17 protein-coding genes are annotated in these 21,558 nt (G+C 70.2%); 10 read left to right on the forward strand and 7 right to left on the reverse strand.

Features of this window, described 5'->3' with window-relative positions; genetic code table 11:
• The 3 genes from ACZ6QQ_RS35530 to ACZ6QQ_RS35540 all read left to right on the forward strand — a co-directional run.
• Positions 1-295, forward strand: a 295-nt coding sequence (locus tag ACZ6QQ_RS35530) for a substrate-binding domain-containing protein (protein ID WP_465882321.1), incomplete at its 5' end; no start/stop codon positions are given.
• A gap of 85 nt (positions 296-380) precedes the next feature.
• Positions 381-4,409: an NACHT domain-containing protein gene (locus ACZ6QQ_RS35535; protein ID WP_465882322.1), complete on the forward strand. Its 4,029-nt coding sequence runs from the start codon at positions 381-383 to the stop codon at positions 4,407-4,409.
• A gap of 118 nt (positions 4,410-4,527) precedes the next feature.
• Positions 4,528-4,818: a DUF1540 domain-containing protein gene (locus ACZ6QQ_RS35540; RefSeq protein ID WP_465882324.1), complete on the forward strand. Its 291-nt coding sequence runs from the start codon at positions 4,528-4,530 to the stop codon at positions 4,816-4,818.
• Here the strand turns inward: ACZ6QQ_RS35540 and ACZ6QQ_RS35545 are convergent.
• The 4 genes from ACZ6QQ_RS35545 to ACZ6QQ_RS35560 form a co-directional block, all read right to left on the reverse strand.
• The gene (locus tag ACZ6QQ_RS35545; protein WP_465882326.1) at positions 4,805-5,401 is read right to left on the reverse strand and encodes a hypothetical protein; all 597 of its coding nucleotides are present in this window, start codon (positions 5,399-5,401) and stop codon (positions 4,805-4,807) included. The genes ACZ6QQ_RS35540 and ACZ6QQ_RS35545 overlap by 14 nt on opposite strands.
• 95 nt (positions 5,402-5,496) lie before the next feature.
• On the reverse strand, positions 5,497-9,636 hold the full coding sequence (gene hrpA / locus ACZ6QQ_RS35550; protein ID WP_465882328.1) for an ATP-dependent RNA helicase HrpA: 4,140 nt from the start codon (positions 9,634-9,636) through the stop codon (positions 5,497-5,499).
• A 43-nt stretch (positions 9,637-9,679) separates the two neighbouring features.
• The gene (locus tag ACZ6QQ_RS35555; protein ID WP_465882330.1) at positions 9,680-10,252 is read right to left on the reverse strand and encodes a histidine phosphatase family protein; all 573 of its coding nucleotides are present in this window, start codon (positions 10,250-10,252) and stop codon (positions 9,680-9,682) included.
• 16 nt (positions 10,253-10,268) lie between these two features.
• Positions 10,269-10,628 (reverse strand): YciI family protein, encoded by a 360-nt coding sequence (locus ACZ6QQ_RS35560; protein WP_465882332.1) that lies wholly within the window; start codon positions 10,626-10,628, stop codon positions 10,269-10,271.
• A gap of 116 nt (positions 10,629-10,744) precedes the next feature.
• Between ACZ6QQ_RS35560 and ACZ6QQ_RS35565 the strand changes: the two genes are divergently transcribed.
• The 5 genes from ACZ6QQ_RS35565 to ACZ6QQ_RS35585 all read left to right on the forward strand — a co-directional run bounded on the left by ACZ6QQ_RS35565 (position 10,745) and on the right by ACZ6QQ_RS35585 (position 15,799).
• Complete coding sequence (locus ACZ6QQ_RS35565) at positions 10,745-11,791, forward strand: FecCD family ABC transporter permease (protein ID WP_465882333.1); 1,047 nt, start codon at positions 10,745-10,747, stop codon at positions 11,789-11,791.
• A complete protein-coding gene (locus ACZ6QQ_RS35570) occupies positions 11,788-12,876 on the forward strand; it encodes a FecCD family ABC transporter permease (RefSeq protein ID WP_465882335.1) in 1,089 nt (362 codons plus the stop codon). The genes ACZ6QQ_RS35565 and ACZ6QQ_RS35570 overlap by 4 nt, the downstream gene beginning before the upstream one ends.
• Positions 12,876-13,688 (forward strand): ABC transporter ATP-binding protein, encoded by an 813-nt coding sequence (locus ACZ6QQ_RS35575; protein WP_465882336.1) that lies wholly within the window; start codon positions 12,876-12,878, stop codon positions 13,686-13,688. The genes ACZ6QQ_RS35570 and ACZ6QQ_RS35575 overlap by 1 nt, the downstream gene beginning before the upstream one ends.
• A gap of 85 nt (positions 13,689-13,773) precedes the next feature.
• The gene (locus ACZ6QQ_RS35580; protein ID WP_465882338.1) at positions 13,774-14,721 is read left to right on the forward strand and encodes an ABC transporter substrate-binding protein; all 948 of its coding nucleotides are present in this window, start codon (positions 13,774-13,776) and stop codon (positions 14,719-14,721) included.
• 256 nt (positions 14,722-14,977) lie between these two features.
• Positions 14,978-15,799, forward strand: coding sequence for an endonuclease domain-containing protein (locus tag ACZ6QQ_RS35585; protein ID WP_465882339.1), 822 nt, complete (start codon positions 14,978-14,980; stop codon positions 15,797-15,799).
• A gap of 82 nt (positions 15,800-15,881) precedes the next feature.
• Here the strand turns inward: ACZ6QQ_RS35585 and ACZ6QQ_RS35590 are convergent, their stop codons facing one another.
• From ACZ6QQ_RS35590 to trmB, 3 genes are all read right to left on the reverse strand, one after another.
• The gene (locus ACZ6QQ_RS35590) at positions 15,882-16,574 is read right to left on the reverse strand and encodes a hypothetical protein (RefSeq protein WP_465882341.1); all 693 of its coding nucleotides are present in this window, start codon (positions 16,572-16,574) and stop codon (positions 15,882-15,884) included.
• Positions 16,575-16,710: 136 nt separating this feature from the next.
• A complete protein-coding gene (locus ACZ6QQ_RS35595; RefSeq protein WP_465882343.1) occupies positions 16,711-19,212 on the reverse strand; it encodes a DEAD/DEAH box helicase in 2,502 nt (833 codons plus the stop codon).
• 67 nt (positions 19,213-19,279) lie between these two features.
• Positions 19,280-19,999, reverse strand: a complete 720-nt coding sequence (trmB, locus tag ACZ6QQ_RS35600) for a tRNA (guanosine(46)-N7)-methyltransferase TrmB (protein WP_465882344.1) — start codon at positions 19,997-19,999, stop codon at positions 19,280-19,282.
• A gap of 129 nt (positions 20,000-20,128) precedes the next feature.
• Between trmB and ACZ6QQ_RS35605 the strand changes: the two genes are divergently transcribed.
• Both ACZ6QQ_RS35605 and ACZ6QQ_RS35610 read left to right on the forward strand, forming a co-directional pair.
• Positions 20,129-20,659, forward strand: a complete 531-nt coding sequence (locus ACZ6QQ_RS35605; RefSeq protein ID WP_465882345.1) for a hypothetical protein — start codon at positions 20,129-20,131, stop codon at positions 20,657-20,659.
• Between the two features lie 11 nt (positions 20,660-20,670).
• Positions 20,671-21,558: a class F sortase gene (locus tag ACZ6QQ_RS35610; RefSeq protein ID WP_465882346.1), complete on the forward strand. Its 888-nt coding sequence runs from the start codon at positions 20,671-20,673 to the stop codon at positions 21,556-21,558.

A 21,558-nucleotide genomic window follows, 5' to 3' on the forward strand; every position in this document is an offset into this window, starting at 1 on the left:
CGACACCATGGCCATCGGCGCCCTCGCCCTCCTACGCACCCGAGGCATCAAAGTCCCCCAACACATCAGCATCACCGGCTTCGACGACATGCCCACCGCCCGCGACGTCACCCCCACCCTCACCACCGTCCGCCTCCCCCTCGCCGACATGGGCGCCCGCGCCATGACCCTCGCCCTGCAACCGCCGGAACCGAACCACGCCGAACAGATCCCGGCCGAACTCATCCGCCGCCAGAGCACCGCCCCACCGCCGGCGCGTCACATGACTCCGAATCGGCTGCGGAGCAACTCATGATCGCCTCTCGTACGCCAATTGATTTCGCTCCGACCACTGTGGAAGCATGCGCCCGGGTAGTAGACACGACGCTTGGGGAGCACGCGTGCAGCGGCAGTTCGGCACCAAGGTCACTTATGTCGAGGTACGCAAACTCGTAGCAGACGCCGGTTCGGACAGCGCTGTGATCCATGCCGTCGACCGTCTCCTCTCGGCAGGGCTGATCCTCTCGCCGGTGCTGCTGGGACCGGCCGCCGTACCGTTGCTCGCGCTTTTCGACATGAAGACCGATCTCGTGATGCGGGCCAAGGAGATCGCCGGAAAGCTCGCCAGCCGCAACGGCACCTTCCTGGAACGCAGCGAATCCCTGGCCGCCGGGCACTTCCTGATCACCTACACGGCGTTCTTCTCCGCGTACGACGAGCTCGTGGGCCCGTTGCTCGCGTCGTTGAAGCCGTCCGACGCGGGGGGTGAGGCCAAGATTCTCCGACTGCCGACCCGGCACGCCTCCGAACCCGGAGAGCCATCGTCCGAGTTATACGTCGGTCTCCCGCCGGTATCCCTTCCGCACCCGGCGGCGACGTTCGGCAGCGAGGATGAGGAACGGCTGAAGCTGTATCGGGGAATGAGCGAGCGGTTGGCAGCCACCCTTAAGAGCCTAGACGACTGGGACACGCATGACGTCTCTCAACGGAACCTGATTGATCAGCGGATCGGGGACCTGGCTGACCTTGCCGGCCGTTACTACTACGCCCAGTATCTCGACCTCATGTTCAGCAGCCGTGACTTCTTCACCTGGGCCTCCACGTACGAGCATGCCAAGAGCCAGTCGCTGATCGTGGACCAGGCATTCGAGACGAACGAGCAGGTGCGGGCGGCGCGGGCTGCGATCGACGGGCTCGACGTCGGACTCCGCCGGCTGGAGAGTTCGATCAGCGCGCTGCATTCGTCGCAGCCTTCCTCGTCCGGCTCCGCCGACACGCAACGGGTGACGGCGGCGCTCGCCGCCGTTCACGCGGCACGGATCGAAGAGCCGATCATCAGGGACGACTACGACGATCCAGATGGTGGACCGGTACTGGCCTACCCCAGCAAGGCCGCGGCGTTCGTTCCGCAGGCGTATCGAACGGTCCGGTACGCCAGTCGGCAGCTCAACCTTGAGGACGAGCGTGTCTGGAATGCGGCGAGTACGCAGGAGGACCTGGCCGGGTTCGTCGTGCGATACCTCTCCTCGCCGTACAGCACCGAGGCACCCTTGCTCGTCCTCGGTCAGGCGGGCTCCGGTAAGTCGTTGCTCACCGAGGTGATCGCGGCACGGCTCGCGCCGCCCGCGTTCAACGTGGTCCGGATCGAGTTGCGCGACATCGACCCGGAGACAAAGTTCCAGAGTCAGATCGAGAGCCAGATCTACGACGATTCGGGCGAGGAGGTCAACTGGGTCACGTTCGCCGAAAGCCTGGCTGACAACCCGCTCGTGATCATCTTGGACGGCTACGACGAGCTGCTACAGGCCAATGGACGGGTGTTCAGTAACTATCTCGACGAGGTGCACCGCTTCCAACGGCGCGAAGCACAGGTCGGCCGGCCGGTCCGGATCGTGGTGACGAGCCGGATAACGCTGATCGACAAGGCGGTCATTCCGATCGGATCCTCGATTCTGCGACTGGAGGAGTTCGACGAGTCGCGGCGCCGGGAGTGGAGCAAGACCTGGAACACCGTCAACACGGGTTACTTCGAGCAAGCCCGGGTGCGGCCCTTCGGCCTGCCGGAAGAGGGCAGGCTGGTCGACCTGGCCCGGCAACCGCTGCTGCTGCTGATGCTCGCGCTCTACGATTCGCAGGCGAACCAGCTCGGCGACGCCAACCTGGACCAAACCATGCTCTACCACAGTCTGCTCAGCCGCTTCGTGGAACGGGAGCGGACAAAGGGCGAGGCTGGCCCTCGGTTCAAGGCACTCTCGGCCGGCGAGCGTGCGGCTTTGATCGACGCCGACCTCGGACGGCTCGGTGTGGCCGCCATGGGTATGTTCAACCGGCAGGCCCTCCACCTGAACCGCAGGGACCTGAATGCGGAGATCGCCTACTTCGACACCGGGCAACCTGTGCCGACCCGAGCGGGCGCGGTGCCGCTCACCCAGGCTGATCTCCTGTTGGGGAGCTTCTTCTTCATCCACGAGTCGCGGAGCCGGTCGGGCGACCCGGACGACTTCTCGCAGGGCGAGGCCGCCGCGTTCGAGTTCCTGCACAACACCTTCGGCGAGTTCCTCGCGGCGGATTTTCTCCTACGGCACGTCCTCGCCCACAGCGAGCGGGTTTCCGACCTGCGGAGAAATCCCGGGTTGGCAACCGTGTTGCAGGATCAGTTGTCGCTGCCGGACAAGAACTGGTTCGCCTGTCTCTCGTACACGGTGCTGCACAGTCGTCCGGTGGTGCTGGAGATGCTGCGTGAGTGGCTACCGCACCGGCTGGCCCAGCTCGGCCGCGATCGGGCGGAGATCGCCACCTGCCTTCGGCTGGTCGTCGACCGGCAGTTGGAGGACATCCTCCATGCCGCACCCCCGTCCTGGTTCACCGCCGGGGCGGACAAGACGCCGTACGAGCCCGTCGCGCTGCTGGGTCACCTGTCGATCTACACGCTGAACCTGGTGGTCCTGGCGGCGGTCGTCGGCGACGACGCGTACGAGTTCCGCGACGTCAATCCGGGCGCCGGTGGTGCCACCGCCCTTCCGTGGGACCGCCTGGTCCAGCAGTGGCGCTCGTGGTTCCCGCTCGACGCGATGGCCGGCGTCACCGCCGCGCTGCGGACCGAACGAGCAGACGACGTTGTCCGGGTGTGGCCCCGGGACAGCCGACTCGTGCCGCTGAACCGGTCGCCGGTCGAGGCACTGCTGAACCTGAGCGAGGCACTGTCGGACGACCTGTCCGCCGGGCTCGCCGGTCTCGCGGTGGAACGGGTGCAGGGACTGCCGGCGAAGAGGATGCAGCGCGCACTCGACGCGCTCGAACGACAGGGCGTGGATGTGTCAGTCGAGCGGCTGACGCAGGCGGCACGTCGGGACCCGGCCGCCCTGTATGGGCGGCGGTTCAGGAGGACGCTGGAGGCCGTCACCGTATACGCGGTGGTCGGGTCCGGCACCGACGGGCTGTGGCCGGGTTCGCTCTGGAACCTGTTTGAACTGCTCCGCTCGTCCGGTATGCCGGAGGCACTGCTCTACCTGAATCTGTTGCGCGGCTTCGACGATCCTGAGCGCTTTGTCGCCCTGTCGCCATATGAGGCGGCCTTGCTGACCGAGGTCAAGAGTAAGTTTCAGCCGCTGTGGCTGGACGATCTGGTCAGTGAAGTGACGGCGTCGATGCCCAACCTGCTACAGACGCCGCTGGCCGCACCCCTGCTGCGTGTCGCGCGCTTACAGGCGCCTAGACGGGGATACGAGAGTGTTTTCAGAATGCTCCGCGCGGTGTGGGCGGGACCGGCTCCCGACCTTGAGACAGCGATCCAATACGCTCGCGCCTGTGTTGAGTTTCCGGAATCCAACCGGATCAGCGATGCCGACGAGGCGCTTGCGGCTCAGCTGATGTCCGCCGGAGGTCTCGGACAGATTTCGGCCCTGTCCTGGATCGAACTGCTTGAGGTCGTGGGGGCGGAGACTACCGCGCTACCGCGATCCGCCCTGCTCCTACGTGACCTCAGCGTCCACCTGGTGTCGGGCGGTTCAAACAGTAGCCGGGCGCTCGTTACGGCGATGACCCTCCGCGAGGAGATCTGGGACCGACAGGGTGACTGGCGCGATGTGGGAGATCGGCTACTGCTCGCCACCGATGACGCGCTGGCCCGAAGGAACCTGGCGATCCTCCTTCGAGCGGCCCGACGCTGGGACAAGGCAGCACACCTGATCGTCTTCGTCGAGCACGCGCTGCCCGACTCGCTCGTAACCAGGCGGGCACTCAGCCGGCGTGACGCAGGCACTGACGGTGAGGCTCTGACCTGGATGCGACGACTGCTTGGAGGGGCAGGCGGGGACTTGGACCGGTACGTCCTCACCGTCGGTACGGCGGACGACCTCGCCTGGCTGGAGGCTCAGCTCGTCAGTGGGAAGAGCACGGCACCGCCGCCGGAACCGCGATCCCATTCATAAGGAAAGGCAATCCTTATCGGCTGGGGAGTGCGACATACGCTGGTCGGTTGATTCGCCGAACCGGCCGCCTCGGCCAGGGGGCCGCTCTAACGTGTGGGGAAAAGGGAGAGGAAAACCCATGACCCAGATGTTGGAAATGCCGCGCGTACAGGACTGTTCGGTCACGGACTGCGGCTACAACCACGACGGATGCCACGCCTTCGCCATCACGATCGGCCTCGGCAACTCCCAGTGCGACACGTTCATCGACAGTGCGGACAAGGGCGGCACCGACGAGGCGAGCGCGCAGGTCGGCGCGTGCAAGCGGACCGAGTGCCGGCACAACGAGGGGCTTGAGTGTCACGCCTCGGCGATCACCGTGGCACCGGGACTCGACGCCGCCGACTGCCAGACCTTCACGATGGCCTGAGCCACGGCAGCCGCCGCCGGTTGCCCGTACGGAGCCGGTGGAGCGCGGCCAGGTTGCCGAGGCCGACCAGAACCAGCAGACCGGCCGCGAACCAGAACCCGGCGCCGGCCTCGTAGCTCAGCTGGGGCGGATAGCTGCCGTACTCCCGCTCCATCCGGCGCAGCAGCAGCCACAGCCCGACCGACAGCGTGCCCGCCGAGCCGAGCGCCGCGACAGCCGTCACCAGCATCCGGGTGGCGGTCCGGCGCAGCAGCCCGGCCAGCACGCCGACCAGAATCCCGAACGCGGCCACCACGAAGGCGGGCTGCGCGGGCACCATCCGGGACTCGTCCGGGTCGGACATGTGCACCGGGACCGTGACGATCTCCTGACCGCGCACGTCGTACACCGTGTTGTCGGAATCGACGAACACCACGCGGTACAGGCCCTTGGCGCCGGTGGTGAGGCCGGCGCCGGACCACTGCTCGGTGAGCCGGACGTCGCGGTCCTCGTTCTCGACCGCGACCACCGCGAACGGCAGCGCGAACATCAGCCCCACCAGCCCGAACAGCAACGGGTCGAGTACCGCCCGGAGCAGTGCCATCGGCCACCCCCTGACAACCAGGGTGCGGCGCCGACGTCTCCGTCCGATCGCGACCAGATCTCGATGTCCGATCGTGACCGGATCCCGATCAGTCGTCAGCGGCCCTCGGCCAGGTCCATCGCCCGGTAGATCCGCTGCTCCGACACCGGGTACGGGGTGCCGAGCGCCTGGGCGAACACGTTCACCCGCAACTCCTCGATCAGCCAGCGGATCTGCCGTACGGCGTCGTCGTTGCGGCGCCCCGGTGGCAGGTTGGCCAGCATCTGGTCGTACTCCTGCTGGACCTGGGTGATCCGGGCGAGCTGGTTGCGGTCGCGTACGGGGTCCTGCGGCAGCCGGTCGAGCCGCCGTTCGATAGCGGTCAGGTAGCGGGGCAGGTCGGCCAGGCGGGCGTAGCCGGTCTCGGTGACGAAGCCCCGGTGCACCAGGCCGGAGAGCTGGGCCCGGATGTCGGCCAGTGCCGCCACCAGGGTCAGGCTCGTGGTCCGACCGAGGCGCTGCTCGACCGCGTACGCCGCACTCAGCGCCCGCTGCACCCGGCCGACGACCTCGACGACGGTGTCGACCAGGTCGGCGCGGACCTTGTCGCGCAGCGCGGCGAAGCCCTCGGCGTCCCACGCCGGCCCGCCCGCGTCCACCACCAGTTTGTCGATCGCCGCCCCGGCGGCGTCGTCGAGCAGGTCGAGGACGTTGCGGTGCGGGTTGCGGCTCAGCGCCAGCTTCGCCTCGTTGCTCAGCCGACCCTGGAGGAACTTCACCGGGGAGGCGACGGTGAGCCGCAACAGCCGGCGGGTCCCCGCCCACATCGCCTGCTGCGCCTCGGCCTCGGAGTCGAAGACCCGTACGCCGACGGTTTCGCCCTCGTCCACCAGCGCCGGATAGGCGGTCACCCGGTAACCGGCCCGGACCTGCTCGATCGTTCGGGGCAGGGTGCCGATGCTCCACTCCCGCAGCCCGCGCCGTTCCAGTTCGGGTGCGGCGGCGGCGACGGTCTGGCGTACCTCGGTCTTGAGTTGGCGTTGCAGCGCGGGCAGGTCCCGGCCCTGGGCGACCGCCTTGTTCTCGTCGTCGAGGACGCGGAAGTTGACCCGCAGGTGCGCCGGCAGCTTCTCCAGGTCCCACGACTCGCGGGGCACGGTCACCCCGGTCAGCCGGCGCAGCTCGCGGGTGAGCGCGTCGACCAGCGGCTCCGGTCCGGGTTTGATCGCGGCGAGCACGGCCCGCGCATAGTCGGGCACCGGGACGAAATTGCGGCGTACGGCCTTCGGCAGCGACCGGATCAGCGCGATGACCACCTCTTCCCGCAGCCCCGGCACCTGCCAGTCGAAGGTCTCCGCCGGCACCTGGTTGAGCATCGGCAGCGGGATGTCGACGGTGACCCCGTCGGCGGTGGTGCCCGGCTCGAAGCGGTACGTCAACGGCAGCGCCAGCCCGCCCGAGTGCCACTCGTCCGGGTAGTCGGTTGCCGCGACACCGCCGCGACCGTCGTTGATCAGCATGTCGCGGTCGAAGGTGAGCAGGTCCGGCTGTTCCCGGCGGGCCCGCTTCCACCAGCTGTCGAAGTGCCGACCGGAGACCACCTCGGCCGGGATGCGCTGCTGGTAGAAGTCGAACAGGGTCTCGTCGTCGACGAGGATGTCCCGCCGCCGGACCCGGTTCTCCAACTCCTCGACCTCCCCGAGCAGTTCCCGGTTGGCGTGGAAGAACGTGTGCGGGGTCTGCCAGTCGCCCTCGACCAGGGCGTGCCGGATGAACAACTCCCGGGACAGCTCCGGGTCGATCCGACCGAAGTTCACCTTCCGGTTGGTGACCAGCGGGATGCCGTACAGGGTGACCTTCTCCTGGGCCACCACGGCGGCCTGCTTCTTCTCCCAGTGCGGTTCGCTGTAGGTCCGTTTCACCAGGTGCTGGGCCAGCGCCTCGACCCACTCCGGCTCGACCTTCGCCGCCACCCGACCCCAGAGCCGGGAGGTCTCCACGAGTTCGGCGGCCATCACCCAGAGCGGGGGACGGCGGGCCAGCGCGGAACCGGGGAAGATCGCGAACTTCGCGCCCCGCGCACCGAGGTACTCGCTGCCGCGCCCGCCGCCGGTCGGCGCCGCCGAACCCTTCGCGGTCTGGATGTCCTTCACCCCGACGTGGGAGAGCAGACCCGCCAGCAGCGACTGGTGGATCCGCCGGGGATCGACGGTGACCTCGGCGGTGTCCCCGTCCGGCACCGGCTCGGCGGGCCGGGTCGGTTCCGGTTCGCGGCGGGCCGGCTCGGCGCCGCCCCGGTCCCGGCGGTCGCGGCCCGGTCGCTGCCCGCGCGGGTTGCCGCCGTCGAGCGTACGGGTCACCTGGCGGAGCTGGCCGAAGATGTCCTGCCACTCACGTACCCGCAGGTAGTTGAGGAATTCGGCCCGGCACATCCGGCGGAACGCGCTGGAGGACAGCTCGCGCTGCTGTTCGCGCAGGTAGCGCCAGAGGTTGAGCAGGGTGATGAAGTCCGACTCCGGGTCGGCGAAGCGGGCGTGCGACTGGTCGGCCTGCGCCTGCTTCTCGACCGGGCGCTCGCGCGGGTCCTGGATGGACAGGGCGGCGGCGATCACCATCACGTCCTCGGCGCAGCCGTTGGTCTCGCCCTCCAGCACCATCCTGGCCAACCTCGGGTCGACCGGCAACTGCGCCAGCTTGCGGCCGAGCGGGGTGAGCCGGCGGTTCAGGTCGGTCTGGTTCGGGTCCAGCGCACCCAGCTCGTGCAGCAGGTTGACCCCGTCGGCGATGTTGCGCCGGTCCGGCGGGTCGATGAACGGGAACGCGGCGATGTCACCGAGCCCGATCGCCGTCATCTGGAGGATGACCGAGGCGAGGTTGGTCCGCAGGATCTCCGGCTCGGTGAACTCGGGCCGGTTGAGGAAGTCCGACTCGTCGTAGAGCCGGATGCAGATCCCGTCCGAGGTACGACCGCAGCGGCCCTTGCGCTGGTTCGCCGACGCCTGCGACACCGCCTCGATCGGCAGCCGCTGCACCTTGAGCCGGTGGCTGTAGCGGGAGATCCTGGCCGTACCGGGGTCGATCACGTACTTGATGCCGGGGACGGTCAGCGAGGTCTCGGCGACGTTGGTGGCCAGCACCACCCGCCGGTTGGCGTGCGACTGGAACACCCGGTGCTGCTCGGCGGTGGAGAGCCGGGCGTAGAGCGGCAGGATCTCGGTGCCGCGCAGCCGGGGTTTGCCCTGGACGAGCCGGCCGAGCGCGTCGGCGGTGTCCCGGATCTCCCGCTCGCCGCTGAGGAAGACCAGGATGTCGCCCGGCCCCTCGGCGGCCAGCTCCTCGACCGCGTCACCGATCGCCTGGACCTGGTCGCGTACGTTGTCGCCGTCCTCGGACTCCTCGTCGGTGACCTCGACCAGCGGCCGGTACCGCACCTCGACCGGGTACGTCCGCCCCGACACCTCCACCACCGGCGGCCCGCTGTCGCCGTCCCCGCCGGGTACCGCCCCGGTGCCGAGACCGCCGAAGTGGCGGGCGAAGCGGTGCGGGTCGATCGTCGCCGAGGTGATGACCACCTTCAGGTCGGGCCGGCGGGGGAGTAGTTGCCGCAGGTAACCGAGGATGAAGTCGATGTTGAGGCTGCGCTCGTGCGCCTCGTCGATGATCAGCGTGTCGTACTGGTGCAGCATCCGGTCCTGCTGCAACTCGGCCAGCAGGATGCCGTCGGTCATCAGCTTGATCAGGCTCCGGTCGCTCACCTGGTCGGTGAACCGCACCTTGTAACCGACCGCCCCGCCCAGCTCGGTGCCGAGTTCCTCGGCGATCCGGTCGGCCACCGTACGGGCGGCCAGCCGGCGCGGCTGGGTGTGCCCGATCAGCCCCTGGACGCCCCGCCCCAGCTCCAGGCAGATCTTCGGAATCTGGGTGGTCTTGCCGGAGCCGGTCTCGCCCGCGACGATCACCACCTGGTGGTCCCGGATCGCCGCCGCGATGTCCTCGCGCTTCTCGCTCACCGGCAGCTCGGCCGGATACGTGATCACCGGTACGGCGGCCCGACGCCGGGCCAGCCGCTCCTGCGCCCCGGCCAGCTCGGCGGCGAGTTCCGCACCGGCCAGCTCCAGCTTGAGCGGGTCCCGGATCCGGCGTACGCCGTCTATCCGGCGCTGGAGCCGGCGCTGGTCGCGGAAGATCAGTTCGGGCAGGCGGGCCTGCACCTCTCGGATCGGTTCGGGCAGCGCGCGGGCGGATGGTGTCTGCATGTCGTCGCCAAGGATAGGCAGCGTCGCAGACGAGCGCCCGCGGTTATCCCCCGTCGCCGGTACGGTGCCCCGGCCAGCCCGCCGGCAGCGCGTACGTGAAGCCCTGCGCCCGGTCCGCCGTCGCCGCCACCGGCTCGGTCAGCGACCGGCCGTTGATCAGGTGTTCCAGTGCCCACCGGGTGCTCGGATGGGCCACGACCAGCACCCGGTGCCCGTCCCAGGCGGCGGAGAGGTCGCGCAGGAAGCGGTCCGCCTGGTCGACCACCTGCCGCAGGCTCTGCCCGTTGGGAAACGGCTGGTCGAGGTGCTCGGCCTGGCGGGCCATCACCTCGGCCAGCGGGGCGCCGTTGAGGTCGCCGAAATCACACTCGCGCAGCCGGGTGTCCCGGTGCACCGGGATCCGGTAGCCGGCGAACGCCACCTGCACGGTCTCCACCGCACGGGTCAGGTCGGAGCAGAAGATCGCGCCGAGCCCGTCGCCCCGGCGGCGCTCGCCGAGTTCCCGGGCACACCGCCGCCCGTACGCGGACAGCTCACCGGGCAGCCACCCGCTGGCCCGCCCCGCCTCGTCGTCGGTGGTGACCGCGTGCGTCTCGTAGACGATGTCGACCCCCATGCCACCGAGCCCCCGTTCAGCCCGGCGCGCCGGGATCGAGCAGTGACGGCGACAGCGGCACGTTCCCGAACCGGACGTTGCCCGGCGGCGTGCCCCAGATCAGCACCTCGACCGAGAGCTGCCCGGCGCGTACGGCCGGGTCGTTGTCGTAGAGCCGCCCGGCCAACTCCGGTTCGCCCACGAACACGCACAGTTCACCGCCGTCGGAGCCGTCCGGCCCCAGCAGCGGACCGGCGGCGAGCACGTGCCCCTGCTCCACCAGACCCTCCTGGTGGGCCCGGTGGGCCGCCCAGAGGCGGGTCAGGGCCGCCACCGGCAGCTCCGGTGGAGCGGTCGGACGGCGTACCAGGACCAGGGTGTGGTGCTCGAAGTGCATGCCCTCCAGGCTAGGGCGCGCGGGGCGGCCGGCGGTGAGATCGGTCATCTCTTACTAGGCCGGGAACCGATCGGATCCTAAGGTAAGGCGATCCTAAGCAGGGGAGGTGAGAGCTGGTGCAGGAGATCGCGCAACGACCACGGGTGGCGGTGACGCCGTCCCGCCGGTCCGGGCTGCCCCGGACCGCCGTCGTCCTCGGCGCGCTGGTCCTGCTCGCCCTGCTGGTGCTGGCCAGCCTGGCACTCGGCAGCAAGCCACTCGCACCGGCGCAGGTCTGGCACGCACTGGTCGCCCCGGACGGGGGAGAGGCCAGCAGCATCGTCAACGACCTGCGCGTTCCCCGTACGGTGCTCGGGCTCACCGTCGGCGTGGCGCTCGCCGTCGCCGGGCTGCTCCTCCAGGCACTCACCCGCAACCCGCTCGCCGAACCACGCATCCTCGGCATCAGCGCCGGCGCCTCGCTCGGCGTGGTCACCGCCATCGCCGTGTTCGGCGTCGGCACCCTCAACGGGTACGTCTGGTTCGGCATCGTCGGGGCGCTCCTCGCCGGACTGCTCGTCTTCGGCGTCGCCAACCGGACCCGCGACGGCGCCAGCCCGGTCACCCTCGCCCTGGTCGGAGCCGCCCTCGACGCCAGCCTCGGCGCCATCACCATCGGCCTGCTCACGATCGACGCCCGTACCTTCGAGGAGTACCGGTTCTGGGTCGTCGGCGGGCTCGGCGGCCGCGACCTCGACGTCACCGCCCAGGTCGTCCCGTTCGTCCTCGTCGGCCTGCTGCTCGCCGCGATGGTCACCCGGGGACTCGACGCGCTCGCCCTCGGCGAGGACGTCGCCCGGGGCCTCGGTAACCGGGTCGGCCTGATCCGGATCGGCGGCGGGGCGGCGGCGGTGCTGCTCACCGGTGCCGGGGTCGCCGCCGCCGGCCCGATCGCCTTCGTCGGACTCGCCGTGCCCCACCTGGCCCGCGCGCTGGTCGGCACCGACCAGCGCTGGACCCTCGCCGTCTCGGTGCTGCTCGGCCCCGCACTGCTGCTCGGCGCCGACATCGTCGGCCGGCTGATCGCCCCGCCCGGAGAGGTGCCCGCCGGCATCGTCACCGCCCTGATCGGCGCCCCGCTGCTCGCCCTGCTGGTCCGCCGGGCCCGGGTGGTGACCGCGTGACCGCCCCCACCACCGCCCCGCCCGTACGCGACGCGGGCCTGCTGCCCGGCCGGTCCCTGCTGCGCCTCGGCCGGATCCACCTGCTCGTCCGGCGCCGCTCGATCCTGGTCGCCACGGTGCTCGTCCTCCTGCTCGCCGGGGCCATGGTGCTCAGCCTCTCCCTCGGCACCCCGTACGTCGCCCCGGTCGACGTCCTGCACTCGCTCGGCAACCTCGGCGACCCGAACGGCACCGGCACCCCGTACGACGTGGTCGTGAACCGGCTCCGGCTGCCCCGGGTGGTGCTCGCGGTGGCCGTCGGCGCGGCCTTCGGCATCGCCGGCACCCTGATCCAGAGCGTCGCCCGCAACCCGCTCGCCAGCCCCGACGTCATCGGCATCACCCAGGGCGCCGGCCTGGTCGCCACCATCGCACTGACCACCGGCGCCTCCGCCGCGATCCTCGCCCCGAGCGCGCTCGCCGGTGGTCTGGTCGCCGCCGCGGCGGTCTTCGCTCTCGGCGCCCGGCACGGACTCGCCGCCCAGCGCTTCGTCCTGGCCGGCGTCGCCGTCGCGATGGCGTTGCGCGCCCTCACCGAGGTCGTCATGATCTCCGCCGACCCGATCGACGGGCAACGGGCCCAGATCTGGCTGGTCGGCACCCTCGCCGGCAAGGGCTGGACCGAGGCGACCTGGATCGCGGTCACCCTCGTCCTGTTGCTGCCGGTGCTGCTCTGGGCCGGCTGGGCACTGCACACCAGCGCACTCGACGACGACACCGTACGGGGACTCGGGCTGCGCCCGACCGCCCGGCGGGTCGGTCTTGCCGGAGTCGGCGTCGTCGTCGCCGCGATGGTGACCGCCCAGGTCGGCGCGGTCGACTTCGTCGCCCTCGTCGCCCCCCAGGTGGCCCGCCGGCTGACCCGCACCGAACGACCCCCGCTGGTCTGCGCCGCGCTGGTCGGGGCCCTGCTGGTGGTGCTCGCCGACCTCGCTGGGCGGCGCCTGTTCGCACCGACGCAACTGCCCGCCGGCGTACTCACCGCGGCCATCGGTGGGCCGTACCTGCTGTTCCTGCTCGTACGCGGACGCCGGAGGAATTCGTGATGCTGTCCACCCGTGACCTCGTCGCCGGCTACGACGAGCGGACCGTGCTCGACCGGCTCGACCTCGCCCTGCCGGCCGACGCCTTCACCGTCATCGTCGGACCGAACGCCTGCGGCAAGTCCACCCTGCTGCGCACCATGGCCCGGCTGCTCACCCCGCGCGCCGGCACCGTCCTGCTCGACGGTACGGCCATCCGGGAACTGCCCACCCGCGAGGTGGCCCGGCGGCTCGGCGTGCTGCCGCAGAGCCCGCTGGTCCCCGAGGGGGTGACCGTCGCCGACCTGGTCGGCCGGGGCCGGCAACCGCACCAGAGCTGGTGGCGGCAGTGGTCGGCACAGGACGCCGAGGCCGTACGCGAGGCGATGACCCTGGCCGCCGTCGACTCGCTGGCCGACCGCCCGGTGGACACCCTCTCCGGTGGTCAGCGCCAGCGGGTCTGGATCGCGATGACCCTGGCCCAGCAGACCGACGCGCTCCTGCTCGACGAACCGACCACCTTCCTCGACCTGGCCCACCAGGTGGAGATCCTGGATCTGCTGCACCGCCTGCGGGTCGAGCGCGGCCGGACCGTCGTCGCCGTCCTGCACGACCTCAACCAGGCGGCCCGGTACGCCGACCACCTCGTCGCCATGCGCGCCGGTGCGGTCGTCGCCGCCGGACCGCCCCGGGAGATCCTCACTGCCGACCTGGTCCGGGACGTCTTCGGGCTCGACTGTGTGGTCGTGCCCTGCCCGGTGAGCGGTGCGCCACTGGTGATCCCCGCCCTCACCACCCCGTCCCCGGCGAGTACGGCAACCGCCGTACTCGCCTGATCGGGTACGGCCGACCGCCGTACCCGATCGTGAAGCGGTTGCGGCGACCCGCCGTACCCGTCGAAGTTGAACCGAAAGGAACACCATGCGCCGTCCCGCCGCCACCCTCGCCGCGGTCGTCGCCCTCGGTGTCGGCCTCACCGGATGCGCCAAGAGCGACCCGGTGGCCGGCGCGACCGAGGCGCAGACGCACCCGGTTGTGCACGCGATGGGCACCACCGAGGTCCCGGTCCACCCCCAGCGGGTGGTGGTCCTCGACAGCGACAAGATCGACAGTGCGTTGTCGCTCGGCATCGTGCCGGTCGGCACCACCCTCGCCAGCGAGTCGGACGGGCTGCCCACCTACCTCGGTGACAAGGTTGCCTCGATCAAGCTCGTCGGCCTGACCACCGAGCCCGACCTCGAGGCGATCACCGCGCTCAAGCCGGACCTGATCATGGGCAGCAAGTTCCGCCAGGAGAAGTTCTACGACGAGCTGAGCGCGATCGCCCCGACCGTCTTCACCGACAAGGTCGGCATCACCTGGAAGGCGAACTTCCTCCTCGACGGTCAGGCACTCGGCAAGGAGCAGGAGGCCAAGGACCTGCTGGCCGGCTACGAGAAGCGGGCCAAGGAGGTCGGCACCAAGATCGGCGATCCGGCCGCGAAGAAGATCTCCATCGTCCGGTTCCGGGCCACCGAGATCCGGGTGTACGGACCGGACTCCTTCTCCGGCATCGTCCTGCGTGACGTCGGCCTGGGCCGTACCGAGCGACAGTTGCTGGCGAACAAGGAGGACAAGCGGTTCGACGCGGTCAGCCCGGAGCGGATCAGCGAGGTCGACGGTGACGTCATATTCGTCTGCGCGTTCGGCGAGAAGGCCGTCGTACGGCAGACCGAGGTGACCGGCGGCAACCTGTGGCGCAACCTCTCCGCCGTGAAGGCCGGTAAGGCGTACACCGTCTCCGACGAAACCTGGATGACCGGCATCGGCGTCACCGCCGCCGGCAAAATCCTCGACGACCTAGAAAAGTACCTCTCCCCCACCGCCTAACTCCCCCTCCCCCCCCGCGCTACGCGCGCACCCCCCCCCGCTCAAGATCCGCACTCTTGTAGAGAAAGAGTGGTTATCCCGCCCCGGATAGCCACTCTTTCTCTACAGGAGTGGGCCGCGGGGAGGGGTTATCCACAGGGGGTGTTGGGGAGGGGGGTGGGTGGGGAGGATGGGGGGCATGGGTCGAATGCCTCGGCGTCCTCCGGAGCTTGTGGGACGGGTGTTTTATGCGCGGGATGCTGTTCATCAGGGACTGTTGACGAAGAACGAGTTGCGTAGTGGTGCGTGGCGTCAGCTGCTGCACAATGTGTACGCCGATTCCAGGATCGAGATCTCGCACCGTACGCGGTGTCGGGCGGCCGCGTACTGGCTCTTCCCGCCCGGTTGCCTGCTCGCCGGCCGCTCCGCGGCGGTGCTCTACGGCGGGGTTTCCCCGGCCACCGGTGCTCCGGTCGAGGTGCTCGTCCGGCCCGAGTCGCGGTTCGGGCCGATGCAGGGAATGCGCATCCACGTCGCGTCCTGGGACGAGCGGGAAGCCCACCGGATAGACGGGATCGCCGTCACCGGCATCGAGCGGACCTGCTGGGATGTCGCCTGCTGGGCGGAGACGGTCGAGGCGGTTGTCGTCCTCGATTCGCTGGTCGCGGCCGGGGCGGTCACCGTCGAGCGGCTGCGCGACTATGCGCTGGCGCATGCCGGCGACCGAGGGTGGCGCAAGCTGGGCCGGGCGGCGACTCTTGTGGACGGTGGTGCCGAGTCGCCACAGGAGAGCCGGCTGCGGGTCCGGTTGGTGCTGGCCGGACTGCCCGTCCCGATCACCCAGTACGTGATCGCCCGGGCCGGACAGTTCCTCGCCCGTGTTGATCTCGCCTGGCTGGATCGCAAGGTGGCCGTGGAGTACGACGGCCTGTGGCACGACGACCCGGCCCAGTTCCACCGGGACCGGCAACGCCTCAACCAACTCGTACGCGAAGGCTGGCTCGTCATCCACGTGACCGCCAAGCGCCTGCGCGACGACTTCGATTCCATCGTCACCGAAATCCGTACCGCACTCGCCGCCCGCCGCCCCGGTGGATGAGTCGGCAGATGTAGAGAAAGAGTGGCTATCCGGGGCGGGATAGCCACTCTTTCTCTACACGAGTGAGGATTGTGGGGGTGGGTCAGGCGGCGGTGGACCAGATGGCGCTGAAGGCGGCGGCCTCGCCGGCCAGCCAGCGTTCGACCTGGTCGGCGCGGGTGGACGGGTTGCGGCGGTGGGTGACGCCCCGGCGCAGGTCGACCAGCACCGGCTCGGCGTGCGGGAGCACCTGGTCCATGTGCCGGGCCATCAGGTGCAGGCTGGCCAGCACCAGTTCGTCGCTCGGCGGTGTCTCGTCGAAGTGCAGCCGGACCGCCTCGGCGTGGCCGTCGGCGAACCGCAGCCCGAGATGTGGGTTGATCTTGACGGGGAGCCCGCCGAGCAGGCCGAGCGCGTCGTGGGTCTGGGCCAGCTCGATCGAGCGCGGGTCGCCGAGCGAGGTGAGGTACGTCAGCGCGCCCGGAACCAGCGCCTGGTAGAGCGGGCGCCAGCGGGGCTTGACCAGGTCCGGAACCTGGTTCAGGTGGGTGCCGCCGGTGTGGAACGCCAGGTCGGCCTTGAGCGCCTTGACGAACTGACCGTGCGGGTTGAAGCCGGAGCGGCTGGCCCGTTGCTTGCGCAGCCCGCCGACGAAGGTCGCCTTGGCGGGGCCGGTGCGGTCGACGTAACGGGAGAAGGCGAGCAGGGTCGCGTAGGGCAGGACAGGGGCGGCGGGCTGGGTGGCGGCGGCGGGCGCGGTGGTTGCGGTTGGCGCACTGGAGGCGGGCGCAGTCACGGCTGTCCTCCCAGGTCAGGGGCCGGATTAGTACACCCATTCTAATTGATCGGGACCGCTCCGCCCAGCCGAAAACGGCCGTACCGGACAGCGAAATAATGCTGTCCGGTACGGCCGGTGCAGGGGGTGCCGAGAGCTAGAGCTGGCCGACCTCGGTGACCCGGACGACCGCCGCGCCGGCCTCGTCGGAGGCGGCCAGGTCGATCTCCGCGCTGATACCCCAGTCGTGGTCACCGTCCGGGTCGTCGAAGATCTGCCGTACCGTCCACTTGTCCCGCTGCTGGTCGATCAGGAGCAACGCCGGACCGCGCGCCGCCGGACCGGTGCCGATCTCGTCGTACGCCTCGAAGTAGGGCTCCAGCGCGTCGGCCCAGTCGTCGCCGCTCCAGCCGTACTCGGCGTCGAGTTCGCCCAGTACGTCGTAGCGGCGCAGGGCGGCCAGCTCGACCCGGCGGAACATGGCGTTGCGGACCAGCACCCGGAACGCGCGCAGGTTGCCGGTGACGGCCGGCGGGCGCAGGTCGACCACCTGCTCGACGCCCTCCTCGGTCGGGTTGCGCAGCCGCTCCCACTCGTCGATCAGGCTGGAGTCGACCTGGCGGACCAGCTCGCCCAGCCACTCGATGAGGTCGATCAGCTCCTCGGTCTTGGCGTCCTCGGGCACGGTCTGCTTGACCGCCTTGTACGCGTCGGCCAGGTAGCGCAGCACCAGCCCCTCGGAGCGGGACAGCCCGTAGAAGGCGACGTACTCGACGAAGGTCATCGCGCGCTCGTACATGTCCCGGACCACGGACTTCGGGGCAAGTTCGTGGTCGGCGACCCACGGGTGGCCCTGCCGGTACATCTCGTACGCGGCGTCGAGCAACTCGGCCAGCGGCTTCGGGTGGGTGACCTCGTTGAGCAGCTCCATCCGGGCCTCGTACTCGATGCCGTCGGCCTTCATCTGCTGAACCGCCTCACCGCGCGCCTTGAACTGCTGCGCGGAGAGGATCTGGCGCGGGTCGTCCAGGGTCGCCTCGATCACCGACAGGGCGTCGAGCGGGTACGTCGGCGACTCCGTGTCCAGCAGCTCGATCGCGGCCAGCGCGAACGGCGACAGCGGCTGGTTGAGCGCGAAGTCGAACTGGAGGTCGACGGTGAGCCGGACCCGCCGCCCGGACGCGTCCGGCTCGTCGAGCTGTTCGACCACGCCACCGGCGAGCAGCGCCCGGTAGATCGCGATCGCCCGGTGGATGTGCTTGCGCTGGGCGGACTTGTCCTCGTGGTTGTCGGTGAGCAGGTGCCGCATGGCGGCGAACGCGTCACCGGGCCGGCTGATCACGTTGAGCAGCATCGAGTGGCTGACGTGGAAACTGGAGGTGAGGGTTTCCGGCTCGGCCTCGATCAACCGCTCGTACGTCGGCTGGCCCCAGCCGATCGAGCCCTCCGGCGGCTTCTTGCGGACCACCTTGCGCCGCTTCTTCGGGTCGTCGCCGGCCTTGGCAAGCGCCTTCTCGTTCTCGATCACGTGCTCGGGGGCCTGCACCACCACCCGGCCCATGGTGTCGAACCCGGCCCGTCCGGCCCGTCCGGCGATCTGGTGGAACTCGCGCGCCTTGAGCAGCCGGGTCCGGACGCCGTCGTACTTCGACAGGGCGGTGAACAGCACGGTCCGGATCGGCACGTTGATGCCGACGCCGAGGGTGTCCGTACCGCAGATGACCTTGAGTAGTCCGGCCTGGGCCAGGGTCTCCACCAGCCGGCGGTACTTCGGCAGCATGCCCGCGTGGTGGACGCCGATGCCGTGCCGGACCAGCCGGGACAGCGTACGGCCGAAGCCGGCGGTGAAGCGGAAGTTGCCGATCGCCTCGGCGATGGCGTCCTTCTCGGCCCGGGTGGAGATGTTGATGCTCATCAGCGCCTGGGCCCGCTCCAGGGCCGCCGCCTGGGTGAAGTGCACGACGTAGACCGGCGCCTGGTGGGTGGTGAGCAGCTCTTCGAGCGTCTCGTGCATCGGCGTGGTCACGTACGAGAAGAGCAGCGGCACCGGCCGTTCGGCGTTCTTGACCACGGCGGTGTCCCGCCCGGTACGCCGGGTCAGGTCATCGGTGAACCGGCTGACATCGCCCAGCGTGGCCGACATCAGCACGAACTGCGCCTGGGGCAGCTCGATCAGCGGCACCTGCCAGGCCCAGCCCCGGTCCGGCTCGGCGTAGAAGTGGAACTCGTCCATGATCACGAGGCCGACGTCGGCCTGGTCGCCGTCGCGCAGGGCGATGTTCGCCAGGATCTCGGCGGTGCAGCAGATGATCGGCGCGTCCTCGTTGACGCTGGCGTCGCCGGTGAGCATGCCGACGTTCTCCGCGCCGAAGATGTCGCAGAGGGCGAAGAACTTCTCCGACACCAGCGCCTTGATCGGGGCGGTGTAGAAGCTGACCCGGTCACCGGCGAGGGCGGCGAAGTGGGCACCGGTCGCCACCAGGCTCTTACCGGAGCCGGTCGGGGTGCTCAGGATGACGTTGGCGCCCGAGACGATCTCGATCAGCGCCTCTTCCTGGTGGGGGTAGAGGGTGAGCCCCTGATCCTTGGCCCAGTTGGCGAAGGCGTCGAAGAGCAGGTCTGGGTCGGGGCTGCCCGGCAGCTGATCGGTGAGCGTCATGGCCGGTCAATCGTGCCTGGATCATCCCGCCAACGCCAATCCGCCTCCCGTCCACCTCCCCCGGGGCTCAGCGGCGGTGGAAGATCAGGTCGTGGATCGGGCGGCCGGCGGCCAGGGCCCGCCGTTCGAACTTGGTCACCGGGCGGTGCTCCGGCCGGGGCGCATACCCGGCGTACGCGTTGACCAGGGCAGGATCGTCGGTGAGCGTCTGGCGCATCTGCTGGGCGTACTCGGGCCAGTCGGTGGCGCAGTGCAGGGTTCCGCCGGCAACGAGCCGGGAGCGCAGCAGCGCGACGTGGGCGGGCTGGATCAGCCGGCGCTTGTGGTGCCGCGCCTTCGGCCACGGGTCGGGGAAGAAGACGTGCACCGCGTCCAGGCTCGCCTCGGGCAGGCAGTGCAGCAGCTCGATCGCGTCGCCCCGCGCGACCCGTACGTTGGTCAGCGCGCGACGTTCGGTGACCGCCAGCAGGTTCGCGATTCCCGGCGTGTGCACCTCGACTGCGAGATAGTCTCGGCCAGAGTCGGCGGCGGCCATCGTCACGGTGGCGTCGCCCATTCCGGAGCCGATCTCCAGCACCACCGGGGCCCGGCGACCGAACAGGGTGGACAGATCCACCTGCACCTCGGGTGGGTCGGGCACCATCAGTCCGTAGTCGGACCAGAGCCGGTCCAGCGCGTCGAGATGCCGCCCGCTGAGTCGACCCCGGCGGGGATGGAAGGTGCGGATCCCGGCGACCTGCCGTGCGGGCACGGCGGTGTCGGTCGGGGGGTGGTCGGTGGAGGTCACAGGAACGTGAGCCTACGCGATCAGCGAGATCGAACGCGTGTGCTCGTCGTCACGCAATGAGAGAATTTTTTCCGTACGGCAGGCCAGGTGATGCCCGCCAGGTGCTGCCCGACGGTGCCGGGAGGTGTCATGGCGACTTCACATCGACGCGCTGGCGCGCTGCTCGCCGCCACTCTCGCCCTCTCCGGTGTCCTGCTCGTTCCGTCCCCGGCCCTGGCCGGCGACATCTACGTCCAGCTCAGTCCGAGCACCGTCGAGGCCGGCTACCTGGTCGGCATCCGGGCCAGTTGCAGTGACAACACCATGCCGGCCACGGTCGAGTCGGCGGGCTTCGGCACCGTCACCGCCCAGCCGCAGGACGGCCTGCTGACCGCGGCGGCCCTGGTACCGGAGGGCACGGACGCCGGCACGTTCCGGGTCAGGCTCAACTGTCCGGACGGGCGGAACGCCTCGACCATGCTGAACGTGGTGGCGGCCGGTCGACCCAAGCGTGGCCCGGCGACCGGTTTCGGCGGTTCCGCCGGCCCGGACGCCGGTACGCTGCTGCTCGGCGGCGGGCTCGCGGTCACCCTGATCGGTGCCGTACTCGGCCTGGTCGCGCTGCGTCGCCGGTCCGGGTCGGTGCCGACGGGACCGGTCCGCGGCCGGCACACCTCCTGACCGGTACGCCGATGGCCCGCCCGTCCTCCGCCGGCCGCCCGACCAACCCGTCCCGCGCGGGCGCGGCCCAGTCCCGGACGACCCCGTCCCGCCCGGCGGACCAGTCCTGGTGGACGTCGGACCACACCCGTCCGACCACCGCTCGCCGTCCCGCCCCCGCCCCCGCCCGTACGGTTGCCCCGCCCGTCCGGTCGTGGAGGTGGGCGAACCTCTGGGGTGGCTCGGATCGGACCCGGTACCCGCCGGCGCCCCGACCCCGGGCCGGGCGCTCGGAGCGACCGGCCCGCCGCCGCTGGGTGGGGCCGCTGGCGGTGGTCCTCGTGCTGGTGGGGGTCTTCGCCACCGGTGCCGGGCTCGGGCAGTCCGGTGGCAGCCTCTGGGCCACGCTGTTGAGCCGCTCGGACAAACCGCCGCCGCTGGACTTCCCGGTGCTGGAGCCGAGTCCGCCGATCAAGGTCGAGATCGACTCGATCGACGTACGCGCCCCGGTGCACCGGGTCGGGCTCGCCGACGACGGTTCGATCGCCGTACCGGCGCTGGACAAGCACAACGAGACCGGCTGGTACGACCGAGGACCCACACCGGGGCAGTTCGGGCCGTCGATCATCGTCGGTCACGCGGACACCCGCGACGGCCCGTCGGTCTTCCACGACCTGTCCAAGCTGCGTCCCGGCGCCCGGATCGAGGTGACCCGGGAGGACCGGTCGGTGGCGATCTTCGAGGTCAACTCGGTCGAGCACTTCGACAAGGCCAAGCTCCCGGACGACCGGCTCTACGGCTCGTACGAGCGCCCGGCGCTGCGCCTGATCACCTGCGGCGGCGAGTGGGTCGGCGGCAGCATCGGGTACGCCGACAACATCGTCGCCTTCGCCTCCCTGGTCGACTCCCGCGACGCCTGA

The organism is Micromonospora sp. NPDC049529, assembly GCF_055586685.1.